This window comes from Nocardioides caeni, from assembly GCF_004912195.1.
In the GTDB taxonomy this organism is placed as follows: Bacteria; Actinomycetota; Actinomycetes; order Propionibacteriales; family Nocardioidaceae; genus Nocardioides; species Nocardioides caeni.
In genome coordinates this window covers 18,590-36,421 of sequence record NZ_STGW01000004.1, presented here as the reverse complement: position 1 = coordinate 36,421, position 17,832 = coordinate 18,590, and the positions used below count along the sequence as shown (strand labels likewise).

18 protein-coding genes and 1 riboswitch are annotated in these 17,832 nt (G+C 70.5%); of the genes, 12 read left to right on the top strand and 6 right to left on the bottom strand.

Annotation, left to right across the window (positions count from 1 at the left end):
- Nucleotides 1–109: 109 nt before the first annotated feature.
- The 3 genes from E9934_RS07780 to E9934_RS07770 form a co-directional block, all read right to left on the bottom strand.
- Nucleotides 110–349: a TFIIB-type zinc ribbon-containing protein gene (locus E9934_RS07780; protein ID WP_238694830.1), complete on the bottom strand. Its 240-nt coding sequence runs from the start codon at nucleotides 347–349 to the stop codon at nucleotides 110–112.
- 114 nt (nucleotides 350–463) lie between these two features.
- Complete coding sequence (locus E9934_RS07775; RefSeq protein ID WP_136562328.1) at nucleotides 464–2,152, bottom strand: fumarate hydratase; 1,689 nt, start codon at nucleotides 2,150–2,152, stop codon at nucleotides 464–466.
- Between the two features lie 94 nt (nucleotides 2,153–2,246).
- Nucleotides 2,247–3,536 (bottom strand): choice-of-anchor P family protein, encoded by a 1,290-nt coding sequence (locus E9934_RS07770; RefSeq protein WP_136562327.1) that lies wholly within the window; start codon nucleotides 3,534–3,536, stop codon nucleotides 2,247–2,249.
- 193 nt (nucleotides 3,537–3,729) lie between these two features.
- Nucleotides 3,730–3,840: riboswitch (TPP riboswitch) on the top strand.
- On the opposite strand from E9934_RS07770, the gene E9934_RS07765 reads away from it, so the two are divergent.
- The 7 genes from E9934_RS07765 to thiC all read left to right on the top strand — a co-directional run bounded on the left by E9934_RS07765 (nucleotide 3,829) and on the right by thiC (nucleotide 9,389).
- Nucleotides 3,829–4,434 (top strand): thiamine phosphate synthase, encoded by a 606-nt coding sequence (locus tag E9934_RS07765; RefSeq protein WP_136562326.1) that lies wholly within the window; start codon nucleotides 3,829–3,831, stop codon nucleotides 4,432–4,434. (Overlaps the previous riboswitch by 12 nt.)
- A 1-nt stretch (nucleotide 4,435) precedes the next feature.
- The gene (thiO, locus tag E9934_RS07760) at nucleotides 4,436–5,443 is read left to right on the top strand and encodes a glycine oxidase ThiO (protein WP_136562325.1); all 1,008 of its coding nucleotides are present in this window, start codon (nucleotides 4,436–4,438) and stop codon (nucleotides 5,441–5,443) included.
- A complete protein-coding gene (gene thiS, locus E9934_RS07755; protein ID WP_136562324.1) occupies nucleotides 5,440–5,643 on the top strand; it encodes a sulfur carrier protein ThiS in 204 nt (67 codons plus the stop codon). The genes thiO and thiS overlap by 4 nt, the downstream gene beginning before the upstream one ends.
- On the top strand, nucleotides 5,640–6,425 hold the full coding sequence (locus E9934_RS07750; protein WP_379191448.1) for a thiazole synthase: 786 nt from the start codon (nucleotides 5,640–5,642) through the stop codon (nucleotides 6,423–6,425). The genes thiS and E9934_RS07750 overlap by 4 nt, the downstream gene beginning before the upstream one ends.
- Nucleotides 6,422–6,994, top strand: coding sequence for a thiamine phosphate synthase (locus E9934_RS07745; protein ID WP_136562323.1), 573 nt, complete (start codon nucleotides 6,422–6,424; stop codon nucleotides 6,992–6,994). Before E9934_RS07750 ends, E9934_RS07745 begins: the two co-directional genes overlap by 4 nt.
- A complete protein-coding gene (locus E9934_RS07740) occupies nucleotides 6,991–7,698 on the top strand; it encodes a bifunctional hydroxymethylpyrimidine kinase/phosphomethylpyrimidine kinase (RefSeq protein WP_136562322.1) in 708 nt (235 codons plus the stop codon). The genes E9934_RS07745 and E9934_RS07740 overlap by 4 nt, the downstream gene beginning before the upstream one ends.
- Nucleotides 7,695–9,389, top strand: a complete 1,695-nt coding sequence (gene thiC / locus E9934_RS07735; RefSeq protein WP_136562321.1) for a phosphomethylpyrimidine synthase ThiC — start codon at nucleotides 7,695–7,697, stop codon at nucleotides 9,387–9,389. Before E9934_RS07740 ends, thiC begins: the two co-directional genes overlap by 4 nt.
- On the opposite strand, the gene E9934_RS07730 is transcribed toward thiC, so the two are convergent.
- Complete coding sequence (locus tag E9934_RS07730) at nucleotides 9,365–10,051, bottom strand: YdeI/OmpD-associated family protein (RefSeq protein ID WP_202977235.1); 687 nt, start codon at nucleotides 10,049–10,051, stop codon at nucleotides 9,365–9,367. The genes thiC and E9934_RS07730 overlap by 25 nt on opposite strands.
- Nucleotides 10,052–10,094: 43 nt before the next feature.
- On the opposite strand from E9934_RS07730, the gene E9934_RS07725 reads away from it, so the two are divergent.
- Entirely contained in the window at nucleotides 10,095–11,111 is a 1,017-nt protein-coding gene (locus tag E9934_RS07725) for an asparaginase (RefSeq protein ID WP_136562320.1), read from the top strand.
- Between the two features lie 19 nt (nucleotides 11,112–11,130).
- Here E9934_RS07725 and E9934_RS07720 read toward each other — a convergent pair whose 3' ends face one another.
- Entirely contained in the window at nucleotides 11,131–12,333 is a 1,203-nt protein-coding gene (locus tag E9934_RS07720; RefSeq protein ID WP_136562319.1) for a DUF4032 domain-containing protein, read from the bottom strand.
- 175 nt (nucleotides 12,334–12,508) lie between these two features.
- On the opposite strand from E9934_RS07720, the gene E9934_RS07715 reads away from it, so the two are divergent.
- The 4 genes from E9934_RS07715 to E9934_RS07700 are packed head-to-tail and all read left to right on the top strand — an operon-like array spanning nucleotide 12,509 to nucleotide 16,863.
- Nucleotides 12,509–13,870, top strand: a complete 1,362-nt coding sequence (locus E9934_RS07715; RefSeq protein ID WP_158294960.1) for a sugar ABC transporter substrate-binding protein — start codon at nucleotides 12,509–12,511, stop codon at nucleotides 13,868–13,870.
- Nucleotides 13,867–14,805, top strand: coding sequence for a carbohydrate ABC transporter permease (locus E9934_RS07710; protein ID WP_136562317.1), 939 nt, complete (start codon nucleotides 13,867–13,869; stop codon nucleotides 14,803–14,805). The genes E9934_RS07715 and E9934_RS07710 overlap by 4 nt, the downstream gene beginning before the upstream one ends.
- A gap of 1 nt (nucleotide 14,806) precedes the next feature.
- Nucleotides 14,807–15,652: a carbohydrate ABC transporter permease gene (locus E9934_RS07705; RefSeq protein WP_136562316.1), complete on the top strand. Its 846-nt coding sequence runs from the start codon at nucleotides 14,807–14,809 to the stop codon at nucleotides 15,650–15,652.
- A gap of 8 nt (nucleotides 15,653–15,660) precedes the next feature.
- Nucleotides 15,661–16,863, top strand: a complete 1,203-nt coding sequence (locus E9934_RS07700) for an ABC transporter ATP-binding protein (protein WP_136562315.1) — start codon at nucleotides 15,661–15,663, stop codon at nucleotides 16,861–16,863.
- 26 nt (nucleotides 16,864–16,889) lie between these two features.
- Here E9934_RS07700 and E9934_RS07695 read toward each other — a convergent pair whose 3' ends face one another.
- Complete coding sequence (locus E9934_RS07695) at nucleotides 16,890–17,762, bottom strand: alpha/beta fold hydrolase (protein WP_238694829.1); 873 nt, start codon at nucleotides 17,760–17,762, stop codon at nucleotides 16,890–16,892.
- Between the last annotated feature and the right edge of the window lie 70 nt (nucleotides 17,763–17,832).

The window sequence follows — 17,832 nt, the reverse complement described above, 5'->3', positions numbered from 1 at the left end:
CGGTCCGCCGGATGCCTCACCGGGTTTCGACACGCTCCGTCACGACCTCGTGCCCCGGTCGTGGTCGCTGCTCAACCACCAACGATCACGTCCGCTGACGCGGCCGTGATCAGTCGAAGAGCTCGCTGAGCCAGCTCTCCTTCTTGCGCTTCTTGTAGTGGCCCTGGTCGTAGCCGCCGCGGCGGTCGTCGTAGCGGTCGTACTGCTGCTGGCGCGGCGGCGCCTGCTGCGGAGCCGGCTGGGGCTGCCCGACGGAGCGGTCGATGATCTTGTCGAGCTCGCCGCGGTCGAGCCAGACACCGCGGCACTGCGGGCAGTAGTCGATCTCGATCCCGTTCCGCTCGCTCATCACCAGGGTGGCTTCATCGACGGGGCAGCGCATGGGGGTCCTCTCCACGAAGGGGCGTTCTCTCCTGCAACGGACGGGACGTGGCGAGGGTTCCCCGGCCCCCGGACACCGGCGCTACTCCGCCGAGCGCACCCGGATCCCGGTGATCGGCACGGTCACGGCGCCGCCGGGGTCGGTGAAGAAGTCGTTGCCCTTGTCGTCGACGACGATGAACGCCGGGAAGTCCTCGACCTCGATCCTCCAGACCGCCTCCATGCCGAGCTCGGGATACTCGATGACCTCCTGGCTCTTGATGCAGTCCTGGGCCAGCCGCGCGGCGGGGCCGCCGATCGAGCCGAGGTAGAAGCCGCCGTACTCGTCGCACGCCTCGGTGACCTGCTTGCTCCGGTTGCCCTTCGCCAGCATCACCATCGAGCCGCCCGCGGCCTGGAAGGACTTCACGTAGGAGTCCATCCGGCCGGCGGTCGTCGGACCGAAGGAGCCGGACGCCATGCCCTCGGGGGTCTTGGCGGGGCCGGCGTAGTAGACCGGGTGGTTCTTGAGGTAGTCGGGCATCTCCTCGCCGGCGTCCAGACGCTCCTGGATCTTCGCGTGCGCGATGTCCCGGGCGACGACCAGCGGGCCGGTCAGCGACAGTCGCGTCTTGACCGGGTACGACGACAGCTGGGCCAGGATCTCGCTCATCGGCCGGTTGAGGTCGACCTTGACGACCTCGCCGCCGGAGATGTCCTCGGCGACGCCGGCGTCGGGCATGTACTGCGCCGGGTCGGTCTCGAGCTGCTCGAGGAAGATGCCGTCGGCAGTGATCTTGCCGAGCGCCTGGCGGTCGGCGGAGCAGGAGACCGCGATCGCGACCGGGCAGGACGCACCGTGGCGGGGGAGGCGCACGACGCGGACGTCGTGGCAGAAGTACTTCCCACCGAACTGCGCGCCGATCCCGAAGGACTGGGTCAGCTTGAAGACCTCCTCCTCGAGCTCGAGGTCGCGGAAGCCGTGGGCGCTCATCGAGCCCTCCGTGGGGAGGTTGTCGAGGTAGTGCGCGCTCGCGTACTTCGCGGTCTTGAGGGCGTACTCCGCCGACGTGCCGCCGATGACGATCGCCAGGTGGTACGGCGGACAGGCCGCGGTGCCGAGGGAGCGGATCTTCTCGTCGAGGAACTCCAGCATCCGCTTCGGGTTGAGGACGGCCTTCGTCTCCTGGAACAGGAAGGACTTGTTGGCCGAGCCGCCGCCCTTGGCCATGAAGAGGAACTTGTACTCCGGGCCCTTCTCGCCCTGCGCCGTCGAGTAGAGCTCGATCTGTGCGGGCAGGTTGGTGCCGGTGTTCTTCTCCTCGTAGGTCGTCAGCGGGGCGAGCTGGCTGTAGCGGAGGTTGAGCTTCGTGTAGGCGTCGTAGACGCCCTTGCTGATCCACTCGCCGTCCTCGGCGCCGGTCAGCACGCCCTCGGACTTCTTGCCCATCACGATCGCGGTGCCGGTGTCCTGGCACATCGGCAGCACGCCGCCCGCGGAGATGTTGACGTTCTTGAGCAGGTCGAGCGCCACGAAGCGGTCGTTGCCCGACGCCTCGGGGTCGTCGATGATCTTGCGCAGCTGCGCGAGGTGGGCGGGCCGCAGGTAGTGGCTGATGTCGTGCATCGCCTCGGCGGTCAGGCGCTGGATCGCGGTCGGGTCGACCTTGAGGAAGGTCGTGCCGTCCGGGCCCTCGAAGGTCTCGACCCCCTCGGTGGTGATCAACCGATAGGGCGTGTCGTCCTTGCCGGTCGGGAGGAGGTCGGAATACCGGAACTCTGCTTCAGCCACAACCACCGAGGATATCGCCGAATCACCCCGCACGACGCAGCGGGGGCGGTGGCGACTTCCGTCGCCACCGCCCCCGCTGTCGGGTGGTGCTGGATCAGCCGTTCGAGCCCGGCGTGATGATCGTCGCCGCGATGGCGAACTCGATCGTCGCGCCCACCGGCAGGCCGGCCTGCGCGGTGTCGAGGGTGATCTTGAGGCCGTCGATCCGGTTCATCTTCGAGCCGGGGTAGGTGACCTGCTTGTTGAGCTCGACCTTGCCGAGGCCCAGGATGTTGAGCGTCGTGTTCGGGCCCACGTTGACCGGGATCGCCTGACCGGCGATGACCAGGTTGAGCGTGGTCATCTTCAGCTCGGAGGTGTACTCGAACTTGTTGGTCTGCGTGTTGAGCTTGTAGACCCCGTGGGCGGACACCTCGATGGCGTCGGCCTTGACCAGGCCGCCGAGGACATTGATCCCGGCGGTCTTGTTGGTCGTCAGGACGTCGGCGTTGCCGACCTCGTCACGGCTCGAGGTGCTGGTCGAGGTCAGCGTGCCGAGCGTGAGGACGCCGGGGACGTTGGCCGAGACGGTGCTGTTCTTGAGCGTGTTGCCGTTGCTGCCGGCCATCGGGACACCGATGTAGGCGGTCGGGTCGCTGACGACCTTGACGGCGTCGCCGACGTTGGCCTGGACGCGGCTGCTGAAGGAGAAGCCGGCGAGGCGAGCGGGCTCGCTGGACGGCTCGACCCCGGTGATGTACTGGACCATCGGGTTGACGATCAGCGTCACGCCGGCGGCGTAGCCGTCGCGGGGCTTGAGCAGCTGCACCGCGAGGGCCCACGAGTTGGTGCTCGAGAGCTCGCTGTCGCCCTTCTGGATGGTGGTGTTCGCCGTGATGGTCGCGACGCCCGGGATGGAGACCGAGTAGTTCTTGGGGATGGTCAGCGGCAGCTTGACGCCGATGATCTTCAGGCCCAGGAGCTTGGTCTCGCCGGTGGCGCTGACCGTGCCGTCGGCCTTGCCCACGGTGGTCGTGGTGGTCTCGAGCGCGTCGGCGGTGATGAGGCCGTTGAGCAGGTTGACGCCGGCGGTGCGTGCCCACGAGGTCATCGTGACCTCGTTGCCCGTGTTGACCGCGGAGGTCTTGGTCTGGGCAGCGCCGACCGACAGCAGCTTGCTGACGTCGACCGCAGCGGTGCTGTTCTGCGCCGTCTTGGACGGCCCACCCGAGATCGACGTCTGCGCCGTCAGGTCGGAGGACACCGTGCTGTTGAGCACGTTGACGTAGGTGGCGCCGGTGGAGGCCGAGTAGTACCAGACCGGCGCGGCTTGTGCCGGAGCCGGCACGGCTGTGAGTGCAACGCCCGTCAGGACGAAAGCGAAGAAGGTGAGCAACTTGCGCACGCTCGGGACCCCATTCCCTGCTGGTGATGAAAAGACCATGTGTTCCGCGTCAGCCAACCACGTTTAACTCTGACCACGGTATTTCAGACATCCCCCAATAGGGATTCAACGCCACAATTGGCCCGGAGTCACGTTCTCGCCCGATTCGTGACCCGTCTCACCGTGCTGACGCCGTCATCCGCTACGGTCGACACCGACCACCCACGGGAGTCCGCGGCAGCGGGCTGAGAGGGAGCTGGAGCCGCTCCGACCGTCACACCTGATCCGGATCATGCCGGCGAAGGAACGGACGATGACTGTGTTTCCTGGCTTTCCCAGGCTCTTCTGCCTGGTCTCCGAGACCGACGACCTCTCCCTCCTGCCTGCGCTGGCCGAGGCGGGCGTCGACGGCTTCCAGGTCCGCGCCAAGGGCCTGCCCACCCGCGAGCTCGTCGCGTTGCCCCGTGCCGTGCTGGCCGCCGTCGGTCCGTACGACGCCCGCGTGATCGTCAACGACCGGCTCGACGTCGCGCTGGCGGCGGGTGCCCATGGCGTGCACCTCGGCGCCGACGACCTCGCCGTGGCCGATGCCCGACGACTCGCCCCGCGCCTGGTGGTCGGAGCAACCTGCCGCTCGCGCTCGGCGGTCATCACGGCGGCGCAGGCCGGAGCCGACTACGCCGGCTTCGGCCCGCTCTTCGAGAGCTCGTCCAAGGCCGGCCTGCCGGAGCCCCTGGGCGTCGCCGCCCTCGCTGAGGCGGCCGGCGTGCTGCCGCTCCTCGCCATCGGCGGGCTCACCGCGGCGACCACCGTCGAGGCCCGCGCAGCCGGCGCCCACGGCGTCGCCGTCATCGGCGCGATCTGGCGACAACCGGATCCCCTGGCAGCAGCGAAGGAGCTCGTGACGGCCGTGGCCTGACATGAGCGGACTGCGCATCGAGGTGCTCGGAGCCGGGATCATCGGGCTGACCGTCGCCGACGAGCTGGCCCGGCGGGGGCACGACGTGACGGTCATCGACCCGCGCCCGGCCCGCGGGGCGTCGTACGCCGCGGCAGGGATGCTGAGCCCGGCCGCCGAGGTCTGGCACGGCGAGGAGGAGCTGCTCCGGCTCGGTCTGGAGTCGCTCCGCCTGTGGCCGGAGCTGGCCGGGCGACTGCGTGTCGAGCTGCGGCAGCACGGCTCCCTCCTGGTCGGGGCCGACGCGGGCGACCTCCAGCAGGTCGACCGGCAGGTGGAGCTGCTGGCCCGGCACGGGCATCCGGTCGAGCCGCTCGACCGGGCGGCGGTCCGCGAGCGCGAGCCGACGCTCGCCCGCGTGGCCGGTGGTGCGCTGCTGCCCGGCGAGGCGAGCGTCGACCCGCGAGAGGTGTGCGCCGCGCTGCTGCAGCGGGTGCCGGTGGCCGCCGCACCGAGGGGGCGGACCGACGTGACCGTGGTGGCGACCGGCGCCGGTCTCCCGGGACCGTTCGCCGGACTGGTGTCGGGAGTGCGTGGCGAGATCCTCCGCCTGCGCTCGGACGACCCGCCGACCCGGACCGTGCGCGGCTGGTCCGCGGGGGAGCCCGTCTACGTGGTCCCGCGCGGCGACGGGCGGGTGGTCATCGGTGCGACGTCGGAGCGGCACGACGGACCAGCGGTGGTCACGGGTGGCGGGGTCCACCGTCTGCTCGGCGCCGCTCGGCGGCTGTGGCCCGCCGTCGATCGCGCCGAGCTGCTCGAGACCACCGCCCGCGACCGGCCCGCGACCGCCGACGGGCTCCCGCTCGTCGGACCGAGCGGCGTCGACGGCGTGCTGCTCGCCGCCGGCCACCACCGCCACGGTGTCCTGCTTGCGCCCCTCACCGCGCAGCTCGTCGTCGACCACCTCGAGACCGGACGGGTCGACCCCGTCCTCGATCCCCGCCGCCCGATGGAAGGAATGCGATGACGATCACCTGCAACGGCGAGTCCGTGCGGATCGCCGCACGGACGATCGCCGCCTTGCTGCAACAGCGGCTGGGTGCCGCGCAGCCCGACGGCGTCGCGGTCGCCGTCAACGGCGAGGTGGTGCCGCGGTCGGTGTGGTCGGCTCCGTTGCTCTGCGACGGCGACGTCGTCGACGTCGTGACGGCGGTGCAGGGCGGATGACCATGCCCGACCACCCGGTGACCGCACTGTCGATCGCGGGCGTCGAGCTGCCGTCCCGGCTCCTCCTCGGCACCGGCGGCCTGCCGCGGGTGTCGCTCGTCGGTCCGGTGCTCGCCGCGGCCGAGCCCGCGCTGGTCACGGTCTCGATGCGCCGCGCCTCCTCGCTCGCCGACGGCAGCCTGCTCTCGGTCCTCCGCGAGGCCGAGGTCCGGCTGTTGCCCAACACCGCCGGCTGCCTCTCCGCCCGCGAGGCGGTGCTGACCGCGGAGCTGGCGCGCGAGGCCCTCGGCACGGACTGGGTGAAGCTCGAGGTGATCGGCGACGAGGCGTCGCTGCTGCCGGACGTCGTCGAGCTGTTGGACGCTGCGGAGCAGCTGGTGCGCGGCGGCTTCATCGTCCTGCCCTACACGACCGACGACCCCGTCATCGCCCGCCGCCTCGTCGACGCCGGCTGCGCCGCGGTGATGCCACTGGGCTCGCCGATCGGCTCCGGTCTCGGCGTGCTCAACCCGTACGCCATCGCCGCCGTGCGGGCGGCCGTGGAGGTACCGGTCGTCCTCGACGCCGGTGTCGGTACGGCGAGCGACGCCGCCCTTGCGATGGAGCTCGGCTGTGACGCGGTCCTGGCAGCCACCGCCGTGACCCGGGCGGACGATCCGGTCACGATGGCCCGAGCGCTGCGGCTCGGCGTGGAGGCGGGTCGGCTCGCCCACACCGCCGGGCGCATCCCGCGCAGCGAGGTCGCACGCGCCTCCAGCCCGATGACGGGTCGGGTCTCGTGAGCCGCCCGGGAAGCCGTCGACTGGTCGTGCTCACCGACCGCACCCAGGTCCCGCGCGGCCGCAGCCTCTGCGACGTGATCACCGCCGTCGCCGACGGGGGAGCCGACCAGCTGCTCCTGCGCGAGACCGACCTGCCCGATCCCGAGCGGGACCGCCTGGCCGCCCATGCCCGCAGCTGCGGCCTGGAGGTGATCGCCGCCCACCGCACCGTGTCGGGCTGCTCCGGCGTCCACCTGCCGGCGAGCGCGCCGCCACCCGGCCAACCCATCCGCTGGGGCCGCTCCTGCCACTCCCGTGCCGACGTGGCCGCGGCGGCGAGCGAGGGCGCGTGGTGGACCACGCTGTCGCCGTACGCACTGACGGCGAGCAAGCCGGGCCACGGACCGCCGCTACCGGCCAGCGCCTTCGCGGGACTGCCGCTCCCGGCCTACGCCCTGGGCGGCATCACCCCCGCCAACGTGGCGGCCGCCCGGGAGGCCGGCGCCTTCGGTGTCGCCGTGATGGGTGCGGTCATGCGGGCCGAGGATCCCGCTTCCGTGGTGGCGGCGCTGCTCCGGGAGGTCACGTGAATCCGCCCGTCGTCGTCACCATCGCGGGCTCGGACTCCGGCGGTGCGGCCGGCATCGGCGCCGACCTCACCACGTTCGCGGCGCTCGGCGTCCACGGCGCGTGTGTCGTCACGGCCGTCACGGCGCAGGACACCACCGGCGTGCGCGCGATCCACCCGGTGCCCTTCGACGTCGTCGCCGCCCAGCTCGACGCGGTCCTCGAGGACCTCGACCCGGTGGCGGTGAAGACCGGCATGCTCGCCACCCCCGAGGTGGTCCGCCTCGTCGCGTCGCGCTGCGCGGACCGGCTGCTCGTCGTCGACCCGGTGCTCGTCGCGACCTCCGGTGCCGTGCTCGGATCGGTCGAGGTCGTCAGCGCCTACCGGGAGCACCTGCTGCCGGTCGCGACCGTCGTGACCCCCAACGAGGACGAGTTCGAGGCCCTGGGCCGGCCTGACGCCGCCAACGTGCTCGTCACCCGCGGCGGCGACGTCGCGACCCGGGTCGCCACCAGCAACGACCACGGCACCGGCTGCACGCACAGCAGCGCCCTGGCGTCGTACCTCGCCCACGGCGTCGACCGGGCCACCGCCGCCGCCCGCGCCGACGCCTTCGTCGCCCGCCAGCTCCACCACAGCAAGGACTGGACCCTCGGCCGCGGCCGGGGGCCGGTTGCCCACCTGTTCGTCCCCACCTCCCCACCCACGCTAGGAGCCCCTGCATGACCATCCATCCGGTTCATCCCGCCCACACCCGCATCTACAGGAGCGGTGACCGCAGTGACATCCAGGTGCCGTTCACGCGCGTCGCACTGACCAACGGCGAGACCTTCGACCGCTACTGCACGTCCGGGCCCGGGTCGGACCCGGTGGTGGGCCTGCCGCCCCTGCGGGCCGCCTGGATCGAAGGGCGCGCCGACACGGCGTCGTACGACGGCAGGGAGACCCAGCTGCTCGACAACGGTCGCTCGGCGGTCCGCCGGGGCGAGGCGCAGGATCCTTGGCGCGGCGAGAAGCGGCGTCCACGCCGCGGCGACAACATCACGCAGATGGCCTATGCCCGCGCGGGGATCGTGACCGAGGAGATGCGCTACGTCGCGGAGCGCGAGCAGTGCGACGTCGAGCTGGTGCGCAGCGAGATCGCTGCCGGCCGCGCCATCCTCCCCGCCAACGTGAACCACCCGGAGACCGAGCCGATGATCATCGGGAAGCGGTTCCTGGTGAAGGTCAACGCCAACATCGGCAACTCCGCCGTCACCAGCAGCATCGCGGAGGAGGTCGACAAGCTCACCCATGCGATCACGTGGGGCGCCGACACCGTGATGGACCTCAGCACCGGCGAGGACATCCACACCACGCGGGAGTGGATCATCCGCAACTCGCCCGTGCCGATCGGGACGGTGCCGATCTATCAGGCACTGGAGAAGGTCAACGGCGAGGCCGACAAGCTCTCCTGGGAGGTCTTCCGCGACACCGTGATCGAGCAGTGCGAGCAGGGCGTCGACTACATGACGATCCATGCCGGGGTGCTGCTCGGCTACGTGCCGCTCACGGCCCACCGGGTGACCGGGATCGTCAGCCGCGGCGGCTCGATCATGGCCGGCTGGTGTCTGGCGCACCACGAGGAGAACTTCCTCTACACGCACTTCGACGAGCTCTGCGCGATCTTCCGGCAGTACGACGTCAGCTTCTCCCTCGGCGACGGGCTTCGCCCGGGCGCGACCGCCGACGCCAACGACGAGGCCCAGCTCTCCGAGCTGCGCACCCTCGCCGAGCTCACCGCCCGGGCGTGGGAGCACGACGTGCAGGTCATGGTCGAGGGCCCGGGCCACGTGCCGCTCAACCTCGTCGAGGAGAACGTCCGGCTGCAGCAGGACTGGTGCCACGGCGCGCCGTTCTACACCCTCGGGCCGCTCGCCACCGACATCGCGCCGGGCTACGACCACATCACCTCCGCCATCGGCGCAGCCGCGATCGCCATGCACGGCACGGCGATGCTCTGCTACGTCACGCCCAAGGAGCACCTCGGCCTCCCCAACCGCGACGACGTCAAGACCGGTGTGATCACCTACAAGCTCGCCGCGCACGCCGCCGATGTCGCCAAGGGCCACCCCGGCGCCCGCGACTGGGACGACGCGCTGTCGAGGGCCCGCTTCGAATTCCGCTGGCACGACCAGTTCGCGCTCTCCCTCGACCCGGTCACCGCCGAGGCCTTCCACGACGAGACGCTGCCCGCGGAGAACGCCAAGACCGCGCACTTCTGCTCCATGTGCGGGCCGAAGTTCTGCTCGATGAGGATCAGCCAGGACGTGCGGGAGCGCTTCGCCGACGAGGTCCGGGCCGCCGGCATGGCGCAGAAGTCCGCGGAGTTCGTGGAGCTCGGCGGGACGGTCTATGTGGAGCCCGAGGCGTCCTGAGCCGCACGGGCGGCCTCGGCCGCCCGTGCGGTCCACTTCGGGACCTCGCCGTAGCGCTGGCTCGGGATCAGCTCGCCGGCCGCGGAGCACTCGACCAGCTGGGTCATCCGCCGGTCGCGGGTGGCGTCCTGCTTGGCCGTGATCACCCAGTTGATGCAGACGCGCCGGTAGGTGCGGGTGGCGACCTCCCAGAACGCGGTGGCGGCCGGCGACGCGGCGAGCTGGGCGGCGTACGCATCGGGCAGGGCCAGCTCGCCGTCGACCTCGTGGGTGTAGGGCGCGACATCGCGCCGCCGCTGCTCCCAGATCGCCAGCCCGCTGGGCTGCATCCTGCCCTCGGCGCGCAGCTTCTCCACGAGGTCGATGTTGACCTTGCTCCAGATGCTCGTCCTGCGCCGCGGCGTCCAGCGCTGGCGGGTGGCGTCCTCGTCGATGCGCTGTGCGACCGAGTCGATCCAGCCCCAGCACAGGGCCTCGGGGACCGCCTCTGCCCAGGTGAGTCCGCGGTCGGGGACGTGCTTCTTCTTGAGGCCCATCCACAGCTCGGTCTCGGTGTCGTGGTGCAGCGCCAGCCACGCGCCGAACTCGGCAGCGTCGGCGAAGAAGCGCGCGGGGCGCTCGGCGCTGCCGCCCATGCGGCCGGGGATCGGGTCGCTCGCCATGCCGTTCACCTTGGCAGAGGCCACCGACAGCGATGATGGAGCCATGGACATCCCCACCGTCGCGATCGGCGCACTCGGCGGCACGATCGCCTCGACGTCGAGCACGGCCAGCACGGCAGGCGGAGAGGTGGTGCCGACCGTCACCGCCGAGGGACTCGCGGCCGCGGTGCCCGGCCTGGCGGCGGTGGCCGACGTGCGGGCCGAGACGCTGGCGATGCTGCCGAGTCCCGCGCTCGACGAGCCGACCGTGCTGCGGGCGCTGGCCTGGGCCGACGCGGCGGTGGCGGATGGCGCCGCCGGCGTGGTGATCACGCAGGGCACCGACACCCTCGAGGAGTCCGCGTGTCTCCTCGACCTGTTCTGGGACCGCCCCGAGCCGCTCGTCGTGACGGGTGCGATGCGCTCGCCGGACGCGCCCGGGGCCGACGGTCCGGCCAACCTGCTCACGGCCGTGCGCTGCGCCGCCGAGCCCCGGTCGCGCGACCGCGGCGTGCTGGTCGCCTTCGACGACGAGATTCATGAGGCCCGGTGGGTCGCGAAGACCGACTCGGTCTCCACCGGCGCCTTCCGGTCGCCGGTGTTCGGCCCGATCGGGCGGTGCGTGGAGGGCGAGGTGCTCTATGGCGTCGCGCCGCAGCGGGTGCCACCGCTGGTGCTGCCCGACGGCGTCGTCGTCGGCGTGGGCGACCCGCGGGTGCCGCTGGTGACGACCTACCTCGGCGACGACGGCCATGCGCTGCGGGCGCTGCAGCAGGCCGGTGTCGACGGCGTGGTGGTCGCCGGGTTCGGCGCGGGCCACGTGTCCCCGGCCATGGCCGAGGCGATCGGCGACCTCGCCGCCGCGGTGCCGGTGGTCTTCGCCTCGCGGACGGGTTCGGGCCCGACCGGTCGGGCGATGTACGGCTATCCGGGCTCCGAGGTCGACCTGATCGCTCGCGGTGCCATCGGCGCCGGCTGGCAGGCACCGGTGAAGGCGCGGCTGCTGCTGTGGGCGCTGACCGCCACCGGCGCGACCCGGGCGCAGGTGGCCGACGTGTTCGCCGTACGAGGGCGGCCGTAGAGATCCGCGGTGGAGCTGGTCAGGTCATCGACGGCGGCATGTCGGGCGGACGGTGGGGGAGGACCGTCGCGACGTAGTCGCGGGCGGACTCGAAGATGTCGGCCTCGTGGCCGAGCTCCTCGGAGCGCCGCCACCGGTGCTCCATGACCTCGTGGAAGAACTCCGCGGGCGCGATCCGGGCGCGCAGGTCACCGGTCAGCAGCCCGATGATCGGGGTGTAGACGTTGGTCAACCACCGCTGCGCCACGTCTTTGCGGTCGTCGCGGTCGTAGCCGCCGTGCGCGGTGAACGCCGCCAGGTCGTTGAGCAGCTTGCGGGCCTGGGCGTCCTCGACGAGCAGACCGGTGAGCTCGCGGAGCTCGCGTCGGTGATGACCCGCTTCGACCACCTTCGGCTGGATCCGCACGCGATCGGAGTCGGCCCGCACGTCGAGCTCGTCGACGTCGAAGCCCAGCTCGTTGAGACGGGCGATCCGCTGCTCGATGCGTGACCACTCGTCCGCGCCGAACTCCTCCGCGGCCGTCAGCTCCGCCCACAGCTGGTGATAGCGCTCGGAGAGCTGGGTGACGATCGCGTGGCCGTCGACCTGGGCATCGGTGTCGCCGGACGCGGCGAGGTCCATCAGCTCGGCGAAGATGTTCTCGGTGCCGACGAGCACGTCCTGCTCCCGCATCGCGTCGGAGACCGACGCGCGCAGCTCGCCGGTCTCGGCGTCGACGAGGAATGCGGCGAAGCCGCCGGCACTGCGCCGGAAGAGCGCATTGGAGAGGGAGACGTCGCCCCAGAAGAAGCCGGCGAGATGGAGGCGCACCAGCAGCACGACCAGTGCGTCGATGAGCGCCGGCACCTGCTCGGTGCGCAACCCGTGCTGGAAGACCGTGCGATAGGGGAGCGAGTAGTGCAGGTGCTCGGTCAGCAGCGCCGCCGGGAGTGGGGCACCGTCGGCGTCGACGCGGCCCGTCACGACGCCCCGCGGTACGACGGTGGGCTGGCCGATCCGCTGCAGGTCGCGCAGCAGGTCGTACTCCCGCAGGGCCATCGCCTCCTCGGTCTCCTTGACGGCGAGGAACTGCCCGCTGACCTGCACCACGCGGACCACGTGGCGTGACAGGCCGAGTGGCAGCGGAACGACGTGCCAGTCCTCCCAGTCGGCCAGCGGGCGCGACCAGGGCAGGCGGATCAGGGCGGGATCGGTCCGAGCGGCGACCACGTGCAGCGCCATGGAGGCAACCTACGCCCCGGCGCGCAGGGCGTGTCCGTCGTCACAAGAAGTACGTCTGAGGACGTGGCGCTGGGGTAATGCGCCTCCACCCCCAAGTGCCTGCCGGGCGTGGACAACCAGCGACCGGAGGGGTAGGACTGTGACGGGCACCACAACTCGGAAGGTGGTCTGGTCGATGAAACCCCTGCGTCGTTCGGGCGAGGAGCGGCCGTCGCGGCCGCCCGGTCGCCGCCGTCTCCGCACCGTCGCCGCGATCAGCGCCGGCGTCGTCGGCGCCACCGGACTCGCAGCCTGCGGAGGCTCGGACAAGCCGGTGCTCAACTGGTACGTCAACCCGGACGGCGTCGACGTCTTCATGAAGTACGCCGAGGAGTGCAGCACCGGCGACTACGACATCGAGGTCCAGCTGCTGCCATCGGGGGCGACCGACCAGCGGACCCAGCTCGCCCGACGACTCGCGGCCGAGGACTCCTCGACCGACATCATGAATCTCGACCCCGTCTTCGTCGCCGAGTTCGCCAATGCCGGGTGGCTGCAGGAGGTCGAGGGCGACATCGCCGACGAGGTGACGGCCAGCGTCGAGGGCCAGGGCAACTACCTCTCAGGTGCGGCGGAGACCGTCACCTGGGAGGACAAGGTCTATGCGATCCCGCTGTGGGCCAACACCCAGGTGCTCTGGTACCGCAAGTCGCTGGCGATGGCGGCGGGCCTCGACATGAAGCAGCCCGTCACGTGGGACCAGATCATCGACGCGGCCGCCGACAACGACGGCACGGTCGGTGTCCAGGCCAACAAGTACGAGGCCTACGTGGTGTGGATCAACGCGCTGGTCCAGGGCGCCGGCGGCGAGATCCTGTCCGACACCGAAGCGGGCCGGGACGCGAAGGTCGAGCTCGACTCCGACGCCGGCCGCAAGGCAGCGGCGATCATCCAGAAGCTCGCCGAGTCCGCCGCGGCGCAGCCGGACCTGTCCGTCTCCAACGAGGGGACGAGCCTCGGTCAGATGTTCCCGGCCGAGGGGGCGGGTGAGTTCATGACGAACTGGACGTTCGTCTACAAGAACTACGAGGGACTGATCGACCAGCCCGACGGGATCACGAAGGAGCAGTTCGAGGACCTCGGCTGGGTGCGCTACCCGCAGACGGTCCAGGGCGAGACCTCGAAGCCGCCGGTCGGCGGCATCGACATCGGCGTCGGGGCCTACTCCGAGCACCCGGAGTGGGCGATGGCGGCAGCGGAGTGCATCACCTCGGAGCAGGCTCAGGTCGACCTGGCTCTCGAGGCGGGGCTGATGCCGTCGACCAACGCGGCCTACGACAAGGTGGCGGCCAGCGGTGACTACCCGAAGGACCTCATCCAACTGTTCCGCACCAGCGTCGACGAGGGCGGGCCGCGGCCCGAGAGTGCCTTCTACGCGATGATCTCGGGCGCCATCCAGTCGCGCTGGCACTCGCCCAACTCGGTCGACCCGGACTCGACTCCGGAGGAGTCGGCGAACTATCTCGCCGACGTCCTGGCAGGAAAAGCACTGTTGTGAGCACCGTGACCGCGCCCGCACCGGGCAAGCGCAAGGAGAAGGCGGTCGCGAGCGACCGCGCCCGCGCCGAGACCCGACTCGGCCAGAAGCTGGTCGCCCCCGCGATCGTGCTGATGCTGATCGTGACGGCCTTCCCGATGCTCCGGGCCATCTACCTCTCCACCTTCGACTACGCGCTGACCGCGCCCGACGACCGTGAGTTCATCGGGGTCGGCAACTACCTGACCGCGCTCACCGATCCGCTCTTCTGGAAGACCACCGGCATCACGGTGCTCTACATGGTCGTGACCGTCGCGATCGAGCTCGTCATCGGATTCATCTTCGCGATGGTGATGCACCGGGTGATCTTCGCCCGCGGGGTGATCCGGACCTCGATCCTCATCCCCTACGGCATCATCACGGTCGTTTCGGGCTTCGCCTGGCAGTTCGCGTTCTCCTTCCAGAACGGCTTCGTCAACAGCTGGCTGCCGTTCATCGGTGACGACTTCAACTGGTTCGGCGAGCAGACGCCGGCGGTGATCGCGATCATGGTCTCCGAGATCTGGAAGACCACGCCGTTCATGTCGTTGCTGCTGCTCGCCGGTCTCGCGCAGGTCAGCGAGGACATGATCGAGGCCGCCAAGGTCGACGGTGCGACCTGGATGCAGCGGCTGACACGGGTGATCCTGCCGAACATGCGGGCCGCGATCATGGTCGCCGTCCTCTTCCGCGCGCTGGACGCCTACCGGATCTTCGACAACATCTTCGTGATGACCGCCGGCGCCGTGAACACCGAGTCGATCAGCTTCCTGACCTACCGCCAGACCATCGAGCAGTTCCAGCTCGGGATGGGATCCGCGCTCTCGGTCCTGCTGTTCCTGTCGGTGCTCCTGGTGGCCTGGCTCATCGTGAAGATCTTCCGCGTCGACCTGGCGCAGGCACGGCAGGAGGCGTGAGATGAACAACCGCACCCTCAACCGCGTCGGCATGGTCGTCGGCTGCCTGCTGATCATGGTCTGGTGCCTGCTCCCGGTGGCCTGGATCATCTCGCTGTCGTTCAAGTCCGAGGCATCGATCACCAACGGCAACCCCGGCTTCCTCCCCTCGGAGGGCACCTCGGCCGGGTGGGCCAACTACCAGGCCGTCTGGGACAACGAGCAGTTCCGGCGGGCGATCTTCAACTCGATCGGCATCAGCCTGATCGCGACGCTGCTCTCGATCGTCGTGGCGACGCTGGCGGCCTATGCCATCGCTCGGCTGGAGTTCCGCGGCAAGAAGCTGGTGCTCTCGCTCTCGCTGGCGATCGCGATGTTCCCCGTCGTCTCGCTCGTCGGCCCGCTCTTCGACATGTGGCGGGCGATCGGGCTCTATGACACCTGGCCCGGCCTGATCATCCCCTACATGTCGTTCACGCTGCCGCTGGCGATCTGGACGCTGTCGGCGTTCTTCCGGGAGATCCCGTGGGAGATGGAGCAGGCTGCGCAGGTCGATGGCGCGACCTCGTGGCAGGCCTTCCGCAAGGTGATCGTGCCGCTCGCCGCTCCCGGCGTCTTCACCGCGGCGATCCTGACGTTCTTCTTCGCCTGGAACGACTTCGTCTTCGGCATCTCGCTCACCTCGACCGAGAACGCCCGGCCCATCCCTGCGTCGCTGTCGTTCTTCGTCGGCGCGGACCCGTTCAACCGGCCGGCCTCGCTGCTGGCCGCGGGCGCCGTGATCGCCACCATCCCCATCATCGTCATCGTCCTGATCTTCCAGCGAAAGATCGTCGCCGGGCTCACCTCCGGCGCCGTGAAAGGTTGAGGTGCCCCATGTCCGCCATCACGATGAAGAACATCGTCAAGCAGTACGGCGACGGCTTCCCGGCCGTCAACGACGTGTCGATCGACGTGGCCGACGGGGAGTTCATGATCCTCGTCGGACCCTCCGGCTGCGGGAAGTCCACGCTGCTGCGGATGATCGTGGGACTCGAGGACATCACCTCCGGCGACATGGTCATCGGGGAGCGTCGCGTCAACGATCTCGCGCCACGCGAGCGCAACCTCGCCATGGTGTTCCAGAACTACGCGCTCTATCCGCACCTGACGGTCTACGAGAACATCGCCTTCCCCCTGCGGCTGGCGAAGATGCCCGACGGCGAGGTCGACAAGCTGGTCCGCGATGCATCGTCCACGCTCGAGCTCGACGAGCACCTCGAGCGCAAGCCCGGCAACCTGTCCGGCGGTCAGCGCCAGCGCGTCGCGATGGGCCGCGCGATCGTGCGGCAGGCCGACGCGTTCCTCTTCGACGAGCCGCTGTCCAACCTCGACGCCAAGCTGCGCGGCCAGATGCGCACCGAGATCGCGCGGCTGCAGAAGCGGTTGGGCATCACCACCGTCTACGTCACCCACGACCAGACCGAGGCGATGACGCTCGGCGACCGGGTCGCCGTCCTCAAGCGGGGCGTTCTGCAGCAGCTGGCGACGCCGCGTGAGCTCTACGAGAACCCGGGCAACCTCTTCGTCGCCGGCTTCATCGGCTCCCCGCCGATGAATTTCCTCCCCGCGACGGTGGAGGGCACGTCCGTGAAGCTGCCCTTCGGCTCGGTCGAGATCCCGGCGGACCGCGCAGAGCGCGCGGCGGGCCGGGGCCTTCTCATCGCAGGCATCCGGCCCGAGCACTTCGAGGACGCCTCGCTGGCCGCGGAGGAGGAGCGCTCCGGCTCGACCTTCTCGGCGAAGGTCGAGACGGTCGAGTGGTTGGGCAACGAGACCTACGCCTACATCCCCTTCGAGGCGCCCGACGAGGTCCGCGAGCAACTCCAGCAGCTCGAGAAGGACCTCGACGGCGACTCGCTGCGCACCCAGCTCGTGGTCTCGCTCGACGGATCAAGCAGGATCGCCGAGGGCGAGGACGCCGAGATCTGGGTGGATGGGGGGCGCATCCACCTCTTCGACCCGGCCAGCGGGGAGAACCTCACCGTCGACCGCGAGCGCGCGGGCCGGATCCCGGGTGCGGAGGTCGGCGCCGGCTGAGCGCGGGCTGAGGGTCGGCGCCGGGATCAGCCGACGCCTACCGCCCGGTCGGCGTTGCGCCGGATCTCGCTGACGAACGTCGGGAACAGGGCACTGGGCAGGTCGTGGCCCCAGCCGGGCACGAAGACGGACCGCGCGCCGCGGACCGCTGCCGCCGTCGCCCGACCACCTGAGACGTGGACCATCTTGTCGGCGAGGCCGTGCAGGACGACGGTCGGGACATCGAGGTCGCGCAGCGCGCGAGTGCGGTCGCGCTGTGTCACCACCGCCAGCATCTGGCGAACGACGCCCTGCTCGTCGATGCCTCGCTCCCACGTCTCGGCAGCGCGACTGCGCAGCTCGTCCTCCGCCTGCGGGAAACCTGGCGAGCCGATGATGCCCCACACCATCAGGCTGCGGCGGATGTAGGCCTCGACACCGGGGCCGCGCGGCGCGAGCAGCGTCGGGATCAACGCCGGGTTCTGCCAGCCCACGGCCCGGGCACCCGTGCTCGACATGATGCTGGCCAGGCTCCGCACTCGTTGCGGCGCGGTGAGGGCCATCGTCTGGGCGATCATGCCGCCCATGGAGATCCCGGCCACGTGGGCAGACGCGAGTCCGAGGTGGTCCATCAGGCCGAACACGTCGCGGGCGAGGTCCTCCAGGGAGTACGGCGCCCTCACCCGGCGTCCGGCGAACCCGCGCAGCAGGTGGTCGAAGCGCACCCGACCCGGGATCCGGGTCGAGCGACCGGTGTCCCGGTTGTCGAACCGCACGACGTGGAAGCCCGCGGCCGCCAGCTGTCGGCAGAGATCCTCCGGCCACCAGGTCATCGGACCGCCGAGCCCCATCACCAGCAGCAGCGGCTCGGCGTCGGGATCGCCGAAGGTCTGATAGCAGAGCTCGACCCCCTCCGTCACTGGCGCGAACAACTCATCCGAGGTGGTCATTTCGGAGGGGGACGGACGGACAGGCCGGCGAGACATACCC